Source organism: Nocardia yamanashiensis NBRC 100130 (genome assembly GCF_001613325.1).
In the GTDB taxonomy this organism is placed as follows: Bacteria; Actinomycetota; Actinomycetes; order Mycobacteriales; family Mycobacteriaceae; genus Nocardia; species Nocardia yamanashiensis.
Window position 1 is genome coordinate 311,325 of the sequence record NZ_BDCD01000014.1, and the last position, 17,071, is coordinate 328,395.

Below are 17,071 nucleotides of genomic sequence, written 5' to 3' on the forward strand. Positions count from 1 at the left end.
AGGGTTCCTTCAGACGGCCGCGGCCGGGACGACGCCCAGCGCGGTCAGCAGGGTGTGGCGCAGGCGCCGGAATTCCGGATCGCCGGGATCGCGCTCGCCCGGCAGTTCGATGGGCAGGTCGACGGTGAGCCGGCCCGCGTCCAGCACCAGCACGCGCTGGGCCAGGGTGATGGCTTCGTCCACGTCGTGGGTGACGAGCAGGACGGTCGGGGTGTGCCGGGCGATCAGATCGCGCAGCAGTTCGTGCATCTTGATGCGGGTCAAGGCATCCAGCGCGCCGAAGGGTTCGTCGGCCAGCAGCAGGTCCGGCGCGCCGACCAGGGCGCGGGCCAGTGCGACGCGCTGCTGCTCGCCGCCGGACAGCTCCGACGGCCAAGCCCGTTCCCGCCCCGCCAGCCCGACCTCGGCGAGGATTTCCCGGCCCGCCGCGCGGCGGGAGCGCGGCTGCCCGTAGAGCACATTGGGCAGCACCCGCTGCCAGGGCAGCAGGCGCGAATCCTGGAATACCACGGCGGTTTTCGCGGGCACCCGCAGCTGTCCCGAGCCGTCGACATCGTGGTCGAGCCCGGCGAGAGCGCGCAGCAGGGTGCTCTTGCCGGAACCGCTGCGGCCCAGCAGCGCCACGAACTGGCCGGGTGGGATGGTCAGCGTGATGTCGTCCAGGATGGTGCGATTCCCGAAGGAGCGCACCAACTCCCGGGTGCGCACGCCTAGGTCGCGATCGTGCGACGCCATGACAGCACCTTGCGTTCGAGCAGCCGGATGAGGGCATCGGACGCCAGTCCGAAGATGCCGTAGAGGACCAGGCAGACCAGGATCACATCGGCCTGCCCGTAGTTCTGGGCGCTGCTCATGAGCTTGCCCAGACCGTCGGTGGCATTGACCGATTCGACGACGATCAACGACAGCCAGGCGCCGGTGACCGAGAGCCGCAGCCCGAGGAAGAATCCCGGCAGCGAGCCCGGGACGACCACCCGCCGGATGAACTCCCAGCGCGAAACCCCTTGCACCTCCGACAGTTCCACGAACCGCTTGTCGATGGTGGTGAGCGAGGCGTGGGTCTGCAGATACATGGCTATGAGCACGCCCAGGGTGATGAGCACGATCTTGAACGTTTCGCCGATACCCAGCCACAGGATCAGCAGCGGGATCAGGCCCAGGCTCGGAATGGCGCGTTTGACCTGGAGCGGTCCGTCGATGAGCGATTCGCCCAGCCGCGACAGGCCCGACAGCAGCGCCAGCCCGGTGCCGGCGACGATGCCCACGCCCAGACCGATCGAGGCGCGCCGCAGCGAGGCCACCACGTTCTCGCCCAGGGTGCCGTCCCGGAACAGGTCCCAGCCGGTGCCGGCCACGGTCCACGGCGCGGACAGTTTGCGTTCGTCGAGCAGGCCGAAGTGGATGCCGGCCGCCCAGCCGGCCAGCACCACCAGCACGCCGAGCAGGCGGGCGAAGGGCACCGGTTTGCGTAAACCCAAGCGGCGCAGGCGACGCCGGTCGACGAAGCCGTCGCCGTCATCGAGGCGGGGAACGGTGACCGCGGGACGCGGCAGCGCGATGGTCACTGCGCCTCCTTGGTCCGGTACCGCTCGGGCACGGCCGCGGCGGCGATGGATTCGAACCGCTTGTCGAACAATTCGGCGGCGTCGAATTTCTTGCCGAAATAGCCGGAGCTGGTGACCAGATCGATGGTCTCCTGTTCCCACTTGATGGCGTCGTCCCATTTCACCGGGTAATACGGTTTCTCGGTGGCGGCCAGAATACGGCGGCCGTCCTCGGCCGAAACCTTCTGATCCTTCACGTAATAGGCGTCGAGCCATTGGTCCGGGTGTTCCCAGGCCCAGATGTCGGCGCGCGCCCACACCTTCACGAATTCGGTGACGGCGGCGAGTTTCGCGGAATCGCGCAGCACGGCGGTCGGCGCCCACAGGATGGTCAGCGCGTCCACCGCGGGCGTGGGCACCGCCCGCGCGCCCTGCGCGCCGTACTGGGCCAGGTATTTGGTGGTGGACGGTTCGGCCAGCGGGGCGACATCGATCTGCTTGCCCTGCAACGCGGTCAGGAACTGGGGGCTGTTGAGTTCGACCAGCTGCACCTCGTCCAGCCGGATGCCGGCGGCCTGCAGGGTGCGCAGGATCACCACGCCCTGCGCCTGGCCGGGCGAGAAGCCGATGCGCTTGCCGCGCAGGTCGTTCAGGGAAACGATGCTGGAGCCGGGTGCGGTGGCCAGCTGATACAGCGGCGTGGAGCGCACCTTCACCCCGACGATCTTGGCGTCCACGCCGGTCGCGTGCGCGTGGATGGGCGGGATGCCGGCATTGCTGGCGACATCCAGGGCGCCGCCGCGAAAGGCTTGGATCACGTCCGGACCGGCCTGTACGACAGGCCATTCGGAGACGGTGAACGGCAGCGAGTTCGACTGCCCGGACGCCTCCAGGGCGACCCGGGTGGTGTTCACCGAAATGGACAGTTCGGTGCCGGCCGGCACGGCGGTCGGCAGGGCCGCGGACAGGTCGGTATCGCCGCCGCCGCTCGTGGCACAACCTCCGGCCAGCAGCGCGGCGGCGACCGCGAAGCCTAGTTTGTGAATGGTGGATCGCATCGGTCGCTCCTGAGCTGAATGGGCTGGAATGCCATAGCGGAATCGCGGGAGCGAGGACAGCCGGTATTGCCGGAGCGGACAGTGATTTCACTATTTCTCATGTCAAGACTTTCGCGGAAACCACTGTCCGGGGGCAACATTCGTTCGACTTAAAATAACTCCGAATCAAAGTCCGGCCCGGGCGGCGGCCGACACCGGTCCGGGAATTTCGGCGATCACCGACAGGGGCCGGGTGTAGAGCCGATGCAGCACGGCGGCGCCGGCGGCGGTCTCGAGCACCCGGCCGAAGAACGAGGACCCGGTGACAATCTCCTCGGGCCGTTCGCAGGCCGAATACCTGCGCACCATCTCGAGATAGGCGGCCCGCACGCCCGGCACCCGGACCAGGGCCGGATCCACGATCACGGCGGTGTCCGGGTCGAGCAGGTCGATCACCACCGCCAGCACCCGCCCCAGCACCTCGGCGCGTTCGACGAAAAGCGCTCGCGCCGAAGCGTTCCCGACCGCGAGGTTGATCAGCTCGGCAATACCGCGCACCGGCAGGCCCGCGCGCTGGGCGCGGGCGACCAGCACCCGATCGGCGCAGGCGGCCAAGGCGGATTCGGCGGTCTCGCCGCCCACCAGGCGGGTGATCGCCCCGGCCGCCGAGCGCGGGCCGTAGTGCACGCGCCCGTGCACGGCGAACGCCACGTCGATCACATTGCCCGCGAACAACACCACCGTCGCGGCGGTATCGCGCGCGTGCCCGAACAATCGCTCGGCGTGCACCAGCGCCCTGGTGTGGCCGTCCAGGGTCACCGGCAGCCCGGTGGCTTCCGAGAAATACCGGCGCACTGGCACATTGCGCCAGCGCAGCGTGGTGTGATCGATGACCGACCCGGCGGAGCTGTCCACCCAGCCGCCGATCGCCACCCCGAGCCCGAGCACCCGTTCGGTCATTTCGTCGCGCACCCGGCACACCTGCGCGGCCGCCTCGGCGAGGATCACCTCCGGATCGAGGCTCGCGTGCGGCACCCGATGCGAAAGCCGTACCGCCCCGGCGATATCCAGCACCGCGACGGTGCAATGCTCGGCGGCGATGTGCACGCCGATCACGGCATTGCCCGCGAGGTCGAGCACCAAAGGCGAATGCGGGCGGCCCATCCCGGCCGGTCCCGCCGTCTCCGGGAGCTCGACCAGCAGCCCGGCCGCGACCAGCGCCCGCACCTGCGCGGTCACCGTGGCCGGAGACAATCCGGCCTGCCTGGCGATGGCGCTGCGCGGCGCGGTCCCCTGTTCGAGCACCGCTCGCAGCACCGCACCGGCGCTGGTATCGGCCGCCGTCATTTCCACCCGCCTTCCCGAAACACCGTTCTCCGCGTGGCCTATACGTGCGTGCCACATGCCGGCGACCCACGTCGTATCCGGTGACCGCACCCCGACGCACCCGCTCGCTCCGGCCCGCCGTCGCGTCCGGCGACCGACCGGACCGGCACGCGCCGAATCACCGCGGACGAGCAGTCACCGTCGTCGGTCAGTGCGCCGGATTCGGCGCGGCGGCGAGCGCGGCGGCCACGGGACGCCAGCGGGCGGTATACGCGTCGAGGACGCCGTCGGTCTCGTAGGTGCGGTCCGACAGGTAGAGGCCGGGCAGGGCGGCGGTCGCGCCGAGTTCGACCAGCACCGGCTTGAGCAGCAGGTCCGGGGCGAGGGCGTGGGCGGGTCCGGCGCCGAGCATGAGCGGCACCGCGAGCACGCCGGCCAGGCCGGTGCCGCCGTCGAACTGCTCCAGGAACAGTTTCAGCAGACCGGTGTAGGTGGCCTTGAAGGTGGGGCTGGCGAAGACCACGAGCTCCGAATCCGACACGGTGCGAACAGCTTCCGCCACCGCCGCGTCACCCCAGGACAGCAGGGCGGGGCCGAAGGCGACCAGGTCGATCACCTCGGGTTCGGCGTCCGGCCGCAGCCCGGCGGCCAGCAGTCGCGCGGCCGCGAGGGTGCGGGAGGCCGGCTTGGGATTGCCGACGACGACGGTCACTGTCATGCGTGTCTCCATCTCCCCGGCTCGGTCGGCCGGATATTCGTGCGCGCTCTGCCCTGTATCGTCGCCGCCGGGCCGCGATAGGTCAGGTATTGCCCGCAGCCTGAGCCGAACCACTGACTGGGTCGCCCAGGCCCGCGAGCATGGGGAGCGGTATCCCTGCCGCCCCGACTCCGAACGGAACGATCACACCCATGACCCCCAGCCCCGCCGAACCGACCTACACCGCCGCGCCCGGCCGCTACGATCGCGTGCCCTATCGGCGCAGCGGCCGTTCCGGTCTGGACCTGCCCGCGTTCTCCTTCGGCCTGTGGCAGAAGTTCGGCACCGACTATTCCTATGCGACGCAACGCGAGATCCTGCTGCACGCGTTCGATCTGGGCATCACGCATTTCGACAATGCCGACCGGTACGGGCCGCCGCGCCGGGCCGCGCAGCAGACCTTCGGCCGGGTGCTGGCCAGGGATCTGGCCGCGCATCGCGACGAGCTGATTCTGTCGACCAAGGCGGGCAACGCGATCGGGCCCAGCCCGTATCAGCGCGGCGGGTCACGCAAGGCGCTGCTCGGCTCACTGGAATCGAGCCTGCGCGATCTGGGCACCGATTACGTCGACATCTTCTATCACCATCGGCCGGACGCCGACACCCCGCTCGAGGAGACCGCGGGGGCGCTGATCAGTGCGGTGCGCCAAGGTAAGGCGCTGTACGTGGGCATCTCCAACTACGCGCCCGACCGCAGCCACGCCATCGCGGAACTGCTGCGCGAGGCGGGCGTGCCGCTGCTGATCCACCAGACCCGGTATTCGCTCTACGACCGCGGTCCCGAGCGCGAGGGCCTGCTGGACACGGCGCGCGCGGACGGGTTCGGGGTCATCGTGTACTCGCCGCTGGCACAAGGACTGCTGACCGACAAGTACCTCGAGACCATCCCGGCGGGCGCCCGGGCCGAGAACAGCGCGTTCCTGTCCCCCGACGTCATCGACGCGACCTATCGGGAACGCACCGCCGCCCTGAACAAGATCGCGGAGGCGCGTGGTCAGTCGCTGGCGCAGCTGGCATTGCAATGGGTGCTGCGCCGGCCCGAGGTCACCTCGGCGCTGATCGGCGCGAGTTCCACCGCCCAGCTCGATCACAATCTGGCGGCACTGGATTTCCCGGAGTTCAGCGCGGCCGAGCTGGCGCTCATCGACGAGCACGGGGTGCACGGCACCGGCTCGGCCCGCTGATCCGGGCGGTCAGTCTACGAGCAGCGGCAGGAGCTGGGAGCCCTGCCGCTGGATCTCCGGCAGGTACGGCGTATCCGAGAGCACGAAGTGGGTGATTCCCAGATCCCGGTACTTGCGCAGGGATTTGGCGACGTCCTCGGCCGAGCCGACCAGCCAGGTGGTGCCCGCTCCGCCGCCGCCGAACCGGCCCGGGGTGGTGTAGAGGTTGTCGTCGAGCACTTCGCCGCGCGCGGCCAGATCCAGCAGCCGCTGCTGGCCGACCCCCGACGCGCCGTGCGAATTCCGCCGTGCCCCCGCGCTTTCCGCCATCGACGCCACTTTGGCCTCGGCATCGGCCCACGCCTGCTCGGTGGTGTCGCGCACCAGAGTAGTGACGCGCAAACCGAATTCGAGCGGCGGGTGCTCGCGGCCCAGTTCCGCGCCGAGCGCGCGCAGCCGCTCGATCCGCTCCCGGACGCCGTCCAGGGGCTCGCCCCAGAACAGCTGCACATCGGCCTCGGTCGCGGCGACCCGTTCGGCGGCCTCGGACGCGCCGCCGAAGTACAGCGGCGGATGCGGGCGTCCTGCCCGCGCCGTAATACGCGGCGCCACAGTGGAATCGGTGACCCGGTAGTGCTCGCCGCGATAGGTGACGCGCTCACTCGTCCACAGCCGGCGCACGAGCTGGAGGAACTCCTTCGTGCGGCCGTAGCGCCGCGCCTGGTCCTCCTCGCTCTCCCCGTACGCCGCGAGATCGTCCTTCCCCGACACGATATTGATGCGCACCCGCCCGCCCGACAGCTGATCCAGGGTGGCCGCCGCGCTCGCGAAGTTCGCCGGCCGCCAGTAGCCCGGCCGGATGGCGATGAGCGGTTCGAACCCGGTGGTGCGGGCGGCCAGCGCGGTGGCGACCGTGAACGTGTCCGGCCGCCCCCAGCCGGCGCCGAGCAGCGCGCCTTTCCACCCGTACTCCTCGAGCGCCAGCGCCTGCGCCGTCAGCGTATCGAGGCTGTTGTGGTCGGTGGCGACGGTATCGCCCCGATGGCCCGCTTCGACCTGATTGGGTATGTACCACAGGAATTCGAGACTCACGGCAGTCGGTCCTCTTCGATCGTCGAACGGCGGCGTGCCTCCGGATTATCGGCAGCGGCATCCGCCGCCCACGGGTTCCCGGCTCGGCTCGCGTACTCCCCCACGGGTTCTCACCTGCGCCTTCGCAGTGGTCCGGAGATAAATTCCGCCCGATTCCAGTTGCGCGTACCGGCCGTGGTTCAGGCCGCTTCGGCCACCGGGGTTTTCGGCTCGGTGGCGGCGGGCCACGGAATGTAGACGGGGATGTAGCGGGCCATCGCGGTCGCGCCGAGGGCAGCGAGGCCGCCGACGACAGCAACGGCCAGTGTCAGCGGAGCGGCCAGGGCCAGGCCGCTGATCAGTAGGGGGCCCGCGAAGGAGCCGCCGTCGTGGGTCAGGCGCCAGGCGGCGAGGAACTCGGCCCGGGTGGCGGCGGGGGCGACGTCGGCTCCGATGGTCATGATGACGCCGTTGCCGATGCCGTTGCCGATACCCAGGATCACGGCGGCGAAAGTGAGGGTGAGCGGCGAATGGGTCAGCGGGACCAGCCAGAAGCCGACGGCCAGGATGGCCAGCGAGGGGACCGCGATGAAGCGGCGGCCGTAGCGGTCCATCAGCAGGCCGGCGGGGTAGGCGCACAGCACGTCCAGGCCGGCGCCGATGCCGTAGACCAGGCTGGCGGTGGCGGCGCTCGCACCGAGGTGATCGGCCCACAGCGGCAGCACCACTTCCCGCGACGAGCGGGCCGCGCCCATCAGCAGCGAACCCGCGCCGAGGGTGAACAGCAGGCCGTAATGGGTGCGGCCGATGGCGAGCAGGGAGGCGGCCGGGGTCCGATCGCCCTGGCTCGCAGCGGTTTCCGGGTCGGGCAGCCGCGCCATCAGGTACCCGGCGAGCGCGATGGCCACCGCCTGCACCAGGAAGCCGCCGCGCGGCCCGGCCCCGAGGATGGCGGCGGCCCCCAGGAACGGTCCGAGGAAGAAGCCCAGCCGCATGGCCCCGCCGAACAGTGCCATGGCTCGTGCGCGCTGTTCGAACGGCACCACCTCCGCCAGGTAGCTCATGCGCGCCAATCCCCAGATGGCATTGGACAATCCGGCGATCACCAGGCCCGCGCACAGCACCGGCACCGTCGGCGCGAGCAGGCACAGCAGCACGCCGAGCACGCCCGCGGTGCTGGCCGCGATGATCGAAAGTCGTTCGCCGAGGCGGGCCACCACCTGCCCGGCGGGAATATCGCCGAGCACCTGCCCGAGACCGACCAGTGCGACGGTGAATCCGGCGACCGCCGGGGAGGCGCCCAGGTCCAGGGCCGTCAAGGTCATGACCGGTGCGGCGGCCCCCATCCCGACACCGTAGGCGGTGGCCGGGACGTAGACGGTGAACAGCAACGGCCGAAGCGAGATCGGCGCGGCCGGGGCGGGCGTGGGGCGGCGGGTGGTCATCCGGTGACTGTGCGGAGGCGAGCGCCCCCGGGGCAAACGCGTTCCCGCAGCGTGGAAATCAGCGTGATTGCAATCAGCGCGAACATATGGGAAGCAGCGCCGGAAACGAACGAGGGCCGGGCATCCGATGATGCCCGGCCCTCGAAACCCGTATTGCCTTACGGCAGCGGACCGCCCGCGGCGATCGCCGACAGGGTGGCGAATTCGTCGCCCTTGAGCGACGCGCCGCCGACCAGAGCGCCGTCGATATCGGTCTGACCGACCAGCTCGCCGACGTTCTTGGCGTTCACCGAACCGCCGTAGAGCACCCGGACGCCCGCCGCCACTTCGGGATTCGCCAGTTCGGCGAGCTCCTTGCGGATGGCGCCGCAGACTTCCTGCGCGTCGGCCGGGGTGGCGACCTTACCGGTGCCGATGGCCCAGACCGGCTCGTAGGCGATGACGATCTTGGAGATTTCCTCCGCCGTCAGGCCCTTGAGCGAACCGCGCAGCTGCTCCAGGTTGTATTCCACGTGGGTCTTGGATTCGCGGATGCCCAGGCCCTCGCCGATGCACACGATCGGCGTGATGCCGTACTCGAGCGCCCGCTTGGCCTTCTCCAGCACGATGGAATCGGTCTCGTTGTGGTACTGCCGCCGCTCGGAGTGGCCGACCACGACGAACGAGCAGCCCAGCTTGGCCAGCATGGAACCGCTGATCTCGCCGGTGTACGCGCCTTCCTTGTGAGTCGAGACATCCTGCGCGCCATAGGTGATCAGCAGGCGGTCACCTTCGACGAGCGTCTGCACGCTGCGCAGGTCGGTGAACGGCGGGATGACCGTCACGTCGACCTTGTCGAAGTACTTCTCCGGCAGCGCGAAGGCGATCTTCTGCACCAGGGCGATGGCCTCGAGGTGATTGAGGTTCATCTTCCAGTTGCCGGCGATGAGGGGTTTACGCGCCATGGTTCAGTCCTCCAGCACCGCGATGCCCGGGAGTTCCTTGCCCTCCAGGTATTCCAGCGACGCGCCGCCGCCGGTGGAGATATGCGAGAAACCCTCGTCCGGGAGACCCAGAATGCGCACGGCCGCAGCGGAATCGCCGCCGCCGACCACGGTGAACGCGCCCTTCGAAGTAGCCGTGGCGATGGCCTCGGCGACGCCGCGGGTGCCCGCGGAGAACTTCTCGAACTCGAACACGCCCATGGGGCCGTTCCAGAACACCGTCTTGGCCTCGGTCAGCAGCGCCGCGAACCGGTCGGTGGACTCGGGGCCGATGTCCAGGCCCATCCAGCCGTCCGGAATCTCGTTGGCGTCCACCACCTTCGAGTCCGCGTCGGCCGCGAACTTGTCCGCGACGACGATATCGCGCGGCAGGTGGATGACGTCGGCGTAGGTGTCCAGGAGCTTCTTGCAGGTGTCGATCATCTCTTCCTGCAGCAGCGAGGTACCCACCGAAAGGCCCTGTGCGGCAAGGAAGGTGAAGCACATGCCGCCGCCGATCACCAGGGTGTCGACCTTGGGGGCGAGTGCTTCGATGACGGCCAGCTTGTCCGACACCTTGGAGCCGCCGAGCACGACCGCGTACGGGCGGTCGGTGTCCTCGGTCAGCTTCTTGAGCACCTCGGTCTCGGCCGCGACCAGGCCGCCCGCGTAATGCGGCAGCAGCTTGGCCACGTCGTAGACCGACGCCTGCTTGCGGTGCACGACGCCGAAGCCGTCGGACACGAAAGCGCCGTCGTCGCCGACCAGCTCGACCAGGGCGGCGGCCAGCTTCTTGCGGTCGGCCTCGTCCTTGGAGGTTTCGCGCGGATCGAAGCGGATGTTCTCGAGCAGCAGCACATCGCCGTCGGTGAGACCTTCGGAGCGCGCGAGCGCGTCCTGGCCGACCACGTCACCGGCAAGCTGGACATTGCGGCCCAGTTCGTCGGCCAGCCGCTGCGCGACCGGGGCGAGGGAGAACTTCGGGTCCGGCTCACCCTTGGGGCGGCCCAGGTGCGCGGTCACGACAACCTTGGCGCCCGCCTCGGCGAGGGCCTTGATGGTCGGCGCGGACGCGATGATGCGGCCCGGGTCGGTGATGACGCCGTTGTCGAGCGGCACGTTCAGGTCGGAGCGCACCAGCACGCCCCGGCCCTCGACGCCCTCGTTCAGCAGATCCTGGAGAGTCTTGATCGCCATAGGTTTACAGCGACTTACCGACGAGACCGGTGAGGTCGACCAGGCGGTTGGAGTAGCCCCACTCGTTGTCGTACCACGAGGCGACCTTCACCTGGTTGTCGATGACCTGGGTCAGCGGCGCGTCGTAGATGGAGGAGTGCGGGTCGGTCACGATGTCGGAGGAGACGATCGGATCGACGTTGTACTTCAGGATGCCCTTCATCGGGCCCTCGGCGGCGGCCTTCATGGCGGCGTTGATCTCGTCCACGGTGGCGGCCTTGGCCAGATCCACGGTGAGGTCGGTGAGCGAACCGGTCGGAACCGGCACGCGCAGGGCGTAGCCGTTGAGCTTGCCGAGCAGCTCGGGCAGCACCAGGCCGATGGCCTTGGCGGCGCCGGTGCCGGTGGGCACGATGTTCAGGGCGGCGGCGCGGGCGCGGCGCAGATCCTTGTGCGGGGCGTCCTGCAGGTTCTGGTCCTGGGTGTACGCGTGCACGGTGGTCATCAGACCACGCTCGATGCCGAAGGAGTCGTTGAGCACCTTGGCGATCGGGCCGAGACAGTTGGTGGTGCAGGACGCGTTCGAGATGATGTTCTGCGAACCGTCGTACTTGTCGTCGTTGACGCCCATCACGATGGTGATGTCCTCGCCGGAGGCCGGCGCGGAGATGATGACCTTCTTGGCGCCCGCGGCCAGGTGGCCCTTGGCCTTCGACGAGTCGGTGAAGATGCCGGTGGATTCGACGACGACGTCGACGCCCAGGTCGCCCCACGGCAGGGCCGCCGGGCCCTCCTTGATGGAGAGCGCCTTGATCCGCTGGTCGCCGACCACGATGGTGTCGTCGCCGTCGAGCGAGACGTCCTGCGGCAGGCGGCCGAGGATCGAGTCGTACTTGAGCAGGGTGGCGAGGGTCTGGTTGTCGGTGAGGTCGTTGACCGCGACGATTTCGATGTCAGTCTGGCCGAGCGCTTTCTGCGCTTCGACCGCCCTGAAGAAGTTACGTCCGATACGACCGAAGCCGTTGATGCCTACCCGGACAGTCACGTTATCGCTCCTCAGCTTTCAAGCGGATCGTTTCCGTTGCTCCAACTACCCTAGCGCTGCCTGGAAACATCACCGACACGCAGGTGTCACCAGTGTGCTAGGTATGTCACGAAATGGTCTCGGCGGTTATCGGCCGGGTTCGTCCGGCGTGTCGAAATCGCCCGCAGCACAAACCGACCGGACCGATTTATTACTGACAGCAGCGAACCCCCGGCATCGAATGCGCGGGGGTTCGCGGCGGTTCAGGCTTCTTCCAGCAACTCCGCTGTCACGGCGGATTCGGTGTCGGGGATGCCCAATTCCTTGGCCCGCCGGTCGGCCATCGACAACAAGCGTCGAATCCGCCCTGCCACAGCGTCTTTGGTCATCGGCGGGTCGGCCAGCTGGCCGAGTTCCTCCAGTGACGCCTGCCGGTGCAGGACGCGCAGCTTGCCGGCCGCGGCCAAATGGTCGGGTACATCGTCGGCGAGGATCTCCAGCGCGCGTTCCACGCGGGCGGCGGCGGCGACCGCGGCCCGGGCGGATCGGCGCAGGTTCGCGTCGTCGAAGTTGGCCAGGCGGTTCGCCGTGGCGCGGACTTCGCGGCGCATGCGCCGTTCCTCCCACGTCAGGCGGGTGTCCTGCGCACCCATGCGGGTGAGCAGGGCGCCGATGGCCTCACCGTCGCGCACCACGACGCGGTCGGTGCCGCGTACTTCGCGCGCTTTGGCCGAGATGCCCATGCGCCGGGCCGCGCCGACGAGCGCGAGCGCCGCCTCGGGACCGGGGCAGCTCACCTCGAGCGCCGACGAGCGGCCGGGTTCGGTGAGCGAGCCGTGCGCGAGAAACGCTCCGCGCCAAGCCGCTTCCGCATCCCCGATGCTGCCGCCGACCACCTGCGCGGGTAGACCGCGCACGGGACGACCGCGCACATCGAGCAACCCGGTCTGGCGCGCCAGCGCCTCGCCTTCCTTGGAAACCCTTACTACGTACCGGGAGGTTTTCCGGAGTCCGCCCGCGCCTAGTACATGCACGTCCGAGCCGTAGCCGTACAGCTCGAATATCTCGCGGCGCAGCCGGCGCGCGATGGAACCCATGTCCACCTCGGCCTCGACGATCACGCGACCGCCGACGATGTGCAATCCACCGGCGAACCGCAGTAGCGCGGACAATTCGGCCTTGCGCGAGCTCACCTGAGACACGGTGAGCCGGCTCAGCTCGTCCTTCACTTCCGCTGTCATCGCCACGAGACGCGCTCCTTTCCACCCAACCCGGACCGCACACTCTGGCCCATATGCCGTCCTTCGACTCGAAGCCCTGCCAATTCCGGCCGAGGTTGCCGGATCACCTGATCCAGTGCGGCGGCAAGCTTTCCGGGGTGGTGCCGGTCCGTCCCCGCCTCGGCGACATCAGCGAAGGTTACTCGTGCTCGCAGCTGTTCGGCAGCTCTTGCCACATGTTCGCGTTCCCTACCCTCGGGTACGGAACCGGAATCGACCAAAACATGATCCACCGTGAAATCCGGTGCGTGCTGGGACAATACATGCAGGTGCCGTTCGGCGGAGAATCCGGCCGTTTCGCCCGGTTCCGCAGCGAGGTTGAGCACCAGCACTTTCCGCGCCCGAGTGTGAAGCAGAGCTTCGTGCAATTCGGGCACGAGCACGTGCGGGATGACGCTGGTGAACCAGCTCCCCGGACCCAGCACCACCACGTCCGCGTGCTCGATGGCCGAGGTGGCCTCCGGGCTCGCGGGCGGGTCCGAGGGAATCAATCGCACGCGACGTACTTTTCCGGGCGTGGTGGCGACCGCGACCTGACCGCGGATGCAGCGGCTGACGCGCGGATCCCCTTCCAGCCCAGCCACATCCGCCTCGATGGTGAGGGCGATGGGCGACATCGGCAGCACCCGTCCGGTGATGCGCAGGATCTTGCCGGCCTCGTCGAGCGCGGCCACCGGATCACCGAGTTCCTCGGTCAGTCCGGCCAGGATCAGATTGCCGACGGAATGGCCCGCGAGCGCGCCGGTGCCGCCGAAACGGTGCTGCAGCGTGCGCGCCCAGATGCCGTCGGATTCCTCGGCCAGCGCGGCCAGGGCCATCCGTAGGTCACCGGGCGGCAGGATGCCCAGTTCGGCGCGTAGCCGTCCGGAGGAGCCGCCGTCGTCGGCGACCGTCACCACCGCCGTGATCTTGCGGGTCAGCCGCCGGATGGCGGTCAGCGTGGCGTACAGGCCGTGCCCGCCGCCCAGCGCGACGATCGCCGGGTTGGTTTCGCGCCCACTCATTCTCGCCCCAGATCCCGGTGTACCACGCGCACCACATCGCGCGAACCGTTGTCCGCGCCGGTGCCTAGTTCCTCACCCAATGCTTCCGCTATGGCCACGCTGCGGTGTTTGCCACCCGTGCAACCCACTGCCACGGTCATGTATCGCTTCCCCTCTTGGCGGTAGCCCTCGGTGGTGAGATCGACGAGGTGCCGCGCGGTGCCCAGGTAATCCTGTGCACCCGGCCGCGACAGCACGTACTCGCTCACCGGGGCATCCTGTCCGGTCTGTTCGCGGAGTTCGGGCACCCAATGCGGATTGGGCAGAAAACGCAAATCCAACACCATGTCGGCGTCGAGTGGTACTCCGTACTTGAAACCGAACGACTGGATCGTTAATTGGAGCGCGGTCGGCGCGGCGCCCCCGTATGCCTCCTCCAACTTGCGGTGTAACTGATGAATGGACAGCGCCGTCGTGTCGATCACGAGATCGGCGGCCGTCTTCACCGAGGACAGCCGCTCGCGTTCCGCGGCGATGCCCGCGGTGAGGGTGCCGTCGGCGCTCTCGCTCTGCAGCGGATGCCGTCGCCGCGCGAAACCGAAGCGGCGGATCAGGACGTCATCGCTGGCTTCCAGGAACAGGATCCGGGTGCTCACACCCGAGTTGCGCAGTTGTGCGGTGACCGCGGAGAGATTGCCGGTGAAGAAGCGGCTGCGCACATCCATCACCAGGGCCAGTTTGCGAATGGGCGGGTCGGCGCTCTCCCCCAGCTCGACCATGCGGCCGATGAGTTCGGGGGGCAGATTGTCGGCCACGTAGTACCCGAGGTCCTCGAGCACCTTGGCGGCGGTGCCGCGACCGGCGCCGGACAATCCGGTCACGATGACGACCTGCTGGGGATCACCGATATCGGTCGCATTGGAGTTCTCGACCGCACTGCTGCTGGCTTCGACGCGCGTCATGTCCTACCGGGGGTTCGTGTCTGGGGCTTTCCTCGATCATCCTGCACCGATGCCGGTTTACCCGGCAGGCTCACGAGTTATCAGTGATACAGATGTGATTGTTGCGCTTCACCTGCACACACGGCGTGTCGCGAAATGTTTGCTCGGCGTGTCGCACTCTACCGGGCGTGGACGGAACTGCTCGGTTTCGAAGCGCCGGCTACTCGCCGCGTAGTGCCGCGAGCACCGCGTTGGCCGTCGCCACGCCGATGCCGGGGACCTCGGTGATCTGCTCCACCGTAGCCTGCTTGAGCTTGGCCACGGACCCGAAATGCGTGACCAGAGCGGTTTTCCGGGCCTGGCCCAGACCGGGGACGGCATCGAGGGCCGATTCGGTCATACGCCGCGAGCGCTTGCTGCGATGGAAGGTGATGGCGAAGCGGTGCGCCTCGTCACGCACGCGCTGCAACAGGTACAGCGCCTCGCTGGTGCGCGGCATGATCACCGGATCGGCTTCATTGGGGACCCAGACCTCTTCCAGGCGCTTGGCCAGGCCGATGACGGCGACGTCGGTGATGCCGAGTTCGTCCAGGACCTCGGCGGCGGCATTGACCTGCGGGGCGCCGCCGTCGACCACGTACAGGTTGGGCGGGTAGGCGAAACGGCGCGGCTTGCCGGTCTTGGGGTCGATACCGGGGAGGCCGGATTCTGTTGCCGCCGAATCGGATTCGAGGTCGGCGGCCTCGGCGGCGTCCAGGTCGCGGCGTAGCTTGGCGAAGCGGCGGCGGGTGACCTCGGCGATGCTGGCGACGTCGTCGGAGCGGCCCTCGCCCGCGGCCTCCTTGATGGCGTAGTGCCGGTATTCGGACTTGCGGGCCAGGCCGTCCTCGAACACCACCAGCGAGGCCACCACATCGGTGCCCTGCACATGGCTGATGTCCACGCACTCGATGCGCAGCGGGGCGCTGTCGAGGTCGAGAGCGTCCTGGAGTTCCTGCAGCGCGGCCGAGCGGGCGGTCAGGTCGCCGGCGCGCTTGAGCTTGTGCTGCTGAAGCGCTTCGAGGGCATTGCGCTGCACGGTTTCGGCCAGGGCCTTCTTGTCGCCGCGCTGCGGCACCCGCAGCTGAACCGCCGAGCCGCGCAGGTTCGACAGCCAGTCCTGGACCTGTTCGGCGGCCGCGGGCAGGGCCGGGACCAGCACCTCGCGCGGCACCACGGCGCCGGGCTGTTCGTCGCCGGACTGGGCGGCGACCGTGGTCTGCTCGCCGTAGAACTGGGTGAGGAACTGCTCGACCAGCGCGGGCAGTTCGCCGCCGGACTCCAGGGTGTCGATGGCGTCGCCGGATTTGTCGACCACCCAGCCGCGCTGCCCGCGCACCCGGCCGTCGCGCACGTGGAACACCTGCACCGCCACCTCGAGGTCGTCGAGGGCGAAGGCGATGACGTCGGCGTCGGTCCCGGTGCCCAGCACCACGGCCTGCTTCTCCAGCGCCCGCTTGAGCGCCTGCACATCGTCGCGCAGGCGAGCGGCCAGTTCGAAGTCGAGTTCGTCGGAGGCGTCGAGCATGCGCTTCTCGAGCTGCTTGACCAGCCGGTCGGTCTTACCGGCGAGGAAGTCGCAGAAGTCGTCCACGATCTGCCGGTGCTCGGCCGCGTTCACCCGGCCCACGCACGGCGCGGAGCACTTGTCGATGTAGCCGAGCAGGCACGGCCGCCCGATCTGGTTGTGCCGCTTGAAGACTCCCGCCGAACAGGTGCGCACCGGGAACACGCGCAGCAGCAGATCCAAGGTCTCGCGAATCGCCCAGGCGTGCGCATAGGGGCCGAAGTACCGGACGCCCTTCTTGCGCGCGCCCCGGTAGACGAAGACGCGCGGGTATTCCTCGTCGAGGCTCACCGCCAGCACCGGATACGACTTGTCGTCGCGGTAGCGCACATTGAAGCGCGGATCGAATTCCTTGATCCAGTTGTATTCCAGCTGCAGCGCTTCGACTTCCGTGGACACCACGGTCCACTCCACGCTCGCGGCGGTGGTCACCATCTGCCGCGTCCGCGGATGCAGCCCCGCCACATCCGCGAAGTACGAGTTCAACCGGCTCCGCAGGCTTTTCGCCTTACCGACGTAGATGACCCGGCCGTGCTTGTCCCGGAACTTGTACACACCGGGTTCGACGGGAATGGTGCCCGGCGCGGGCCGGTACGTCGCGGGATCTGCCACTCGAACAGGTTAACGACCCGGTCCGACAGGACCGTCGGGCCGGTTCGCACTCGGCCGCCGGACCACCCCGGCCGGTCGGTGCGACACGTCCGGGCGCACGCGCCACGCCGTCACTTCGCATCCGCGGGGCCTGCGGCGACGAAC

The 17,071-nt window shown here is 68.8% G+C and carries 15 protein-coding genes; 1 reads left to right on the forward strand and 14 read right to left on the reverse strand.

What is annotated here, in order from left to right; translation table 11 throughout:
• Positions 1–9 precede the first annotated feature (9 nt).
• From NY1_RS16115 to NY1_RS16135, 5 genes are all read right to left on the reverse strand, one after another.
• Positions 10–735 carry an ABC transporter ATP-binding protein gene (locus tag NY1_RS16115; RefSeq protein WP_067713242.1) on the reverse strand — a complete coding sequence of 242 codons (726 nt, stop codon included), beginning with the start codon at positions 733–735 and terminating at the stop codon, positions 10–12.
• Positions 711–1,565 carry an ABC transporter permease gene (locus NY1_RS16120; RefSeq protein ID WP_067713245.1) on the reverse strand — a complete coding sequence of 285 codons (855 nt, stop codon included), beginning with the start codon at positions 1,563–1,565 and terminating at the stop codon, positions 711–713. Before NY1_RS16120 ends, NY1_RS16115 begins: the two co-directional genes overlap by 25 nt.
• Positions 1,562–2,602, reverse strand: a complete 1,041-nt coding sequence (locus NY1_RS16125; protein ID WP_067713248.1) for an ABC transporter substrate-binding protein — start codon at positions 2,600–2,602, stop codon at positions 1,562–1,564. The genes NY1_RS16120 and NY1_RS16125 overlap by 4 nt, the downstream gene beginning before the upstream one ends.
• A 165-nt stretch (positions 2,603–2,767) precedes the next feature.
• Complete coding sequence (locus NY1_RS16130; protein WP_067713251.1) at positions 2,768–3,928, reverse strand: ROK family transcriptional regulator; 1,161 nt, start codon at positions 3,926–3,928, stop codon at positions 2,768–2,770.
• A gap of 187 nt (positions 3,929–4,115) precedes the next feature.
• Positions 4,116–4,625 (reverse strand): NADPH-dependent FMN reductase, encoded by a 510-nt coding sequence (locus NY1_RS16135; protein ID WP_067713644.1) that lies wholly within the window; start codon positions 4,623–4,625, stop codon positions 4,116–4,118.
• Positions 4,626–4,816: 191 nt separating this feature from the next.
• Between NY1_RS16135 and NY1_RS16140 the strand changes: the two genes are divergently transcribed.
• On the forward strand, positions 4,817–5,848 hold the full coding sequence (locus NY1_RS16140; RefSeq protein ID WP_067713254.1) for an aldo/keto reductase: 1,032 nt from the start codon (positions 4,817–4,819) through the stop codon (positions 5,846–5,848).
• Between the two features lie 9 nt (positions 5,849–5,857).
• On the opposite strand, the gene NY1_RS16145 is transcribed toward NY1_RS16140, so the two are convergent.
• The 9 genes from NY1_RS16145 to uvrC all read right to left on the reverse strand — a co-directional run bounded on the left by NY1_RS16145 (position 5,858) and on the right by uvrC (position 16,927).
• Entirely contained in the window at positions 5,858–6,919 is a 1,062-nt protein-coding gene (locus tag NY1_RS16145) for an LLM class flavin-dependent oxidoreductase (protein ID WP_067713256.1), read from the reverse strand.
• Positions 6,920–7,098: 179 nt separating this feature from the next.
• Positions 7,099–8,343, reverse strand: a complete 1,245-nt coding sequence (locus NY1_RS16150; RefSeq protein WP_067713259.1) for an MFS transporter — start codon at positions 8,341–8,343, stop codon at positions 7,099–7,101.
• Between the two features lie 158 nt (positions 8,344–8,501).
• Complete coding sequence (gene tpiA, locus NY1_RS16155; RefSeq protein WP_067713261.1) at positions 8,502–9,287, reverse strand: triose-phosphate isomerase; 786 nt, start codon at positions 9,285–9,287, stop codon at positions 8,502–8,504.
• Between the two features lie 3 nt (positions 9,288–9,290).
• A complete protein-coding gene (locus NY1_RS16160; protein WP_067713262.1) occupies positions 9,291–10,502 on the reverse strand; it encodes a phosphoglycerate kinase in 1,212 nt (403 codons plus the stop codon).
• Positions 10,503–10,506: 4 nt separating this feature from the next.
• The gene (gene gap, locus NY1_RS16165) at positions 10,507–11,526 is read right to left on the reverse strand and encodes a type I glyceraldehyde-3-phosphate dehydrogenase (RefSeq protein ID WP_067713264.1); all 1,020 of its coding nucleotides are present in this window, start codon (positions 11,524–11,526) and stop codon (positions 10,507–10,509) included.
• A 242-nt stretch (positions 11,527–11,768) separates the two neighbouring features.
• The gene (whiA, locus tag NY1_RS16170; protein WP_067713266.1) at positions 11,769–12,752 is read right to left on the reverse strand and encodes a DNA-binding protein WhiA; all 984 of its coding nucleotides are present in this window, start codon (positions 12,750–12,752) and stop codon (positions 11,769–11,771) included.
• On the reverse strand, positions 12,743–13,789 hold the full coding sequence (locus NY1_RS16175; protein ID WP_067713268.1) for a gluconeogenesis factor YvcK family protein: 1,047 nt from the start codon (positions 13,787–13,789) through the stop codon (positions 12,743–12,745). Before NY1_RS16175 ends, whiA begins: the two co-directional genes overlap by 10 nt.
• Positions 13,786–14,730: an RNase adapter RapZ gene (gene rapZ, locus NY1_RS16180; protein ID WP_084535014.1), complete on the reverse strand. Its 945-nt coding sequence runs from the start codon at positions 14,728–14,730 to the stop codon at positions 13,786–13,788. The genes NY1_RS16175 and rapZ overlap by 4 nt, the downstream gene beginning before the upstream one ends.
• A gap of 199 nt (positions 14,731–14,929) precedes the next feature.
• Positions 14,930–16,927, reverse strand: a complete 1,998-nt coding sequence (gene uvrC / locus NY1_RS16185) for an excinuclease ABC subunit UvrC (RefSeq protein ID WP_067713270.1) — start codon at positions 16,925–16,927, stop codon at positions 14,930–14,932.
• Positions 16,928–17,071 lie beyond the last annotated feature (144 nt).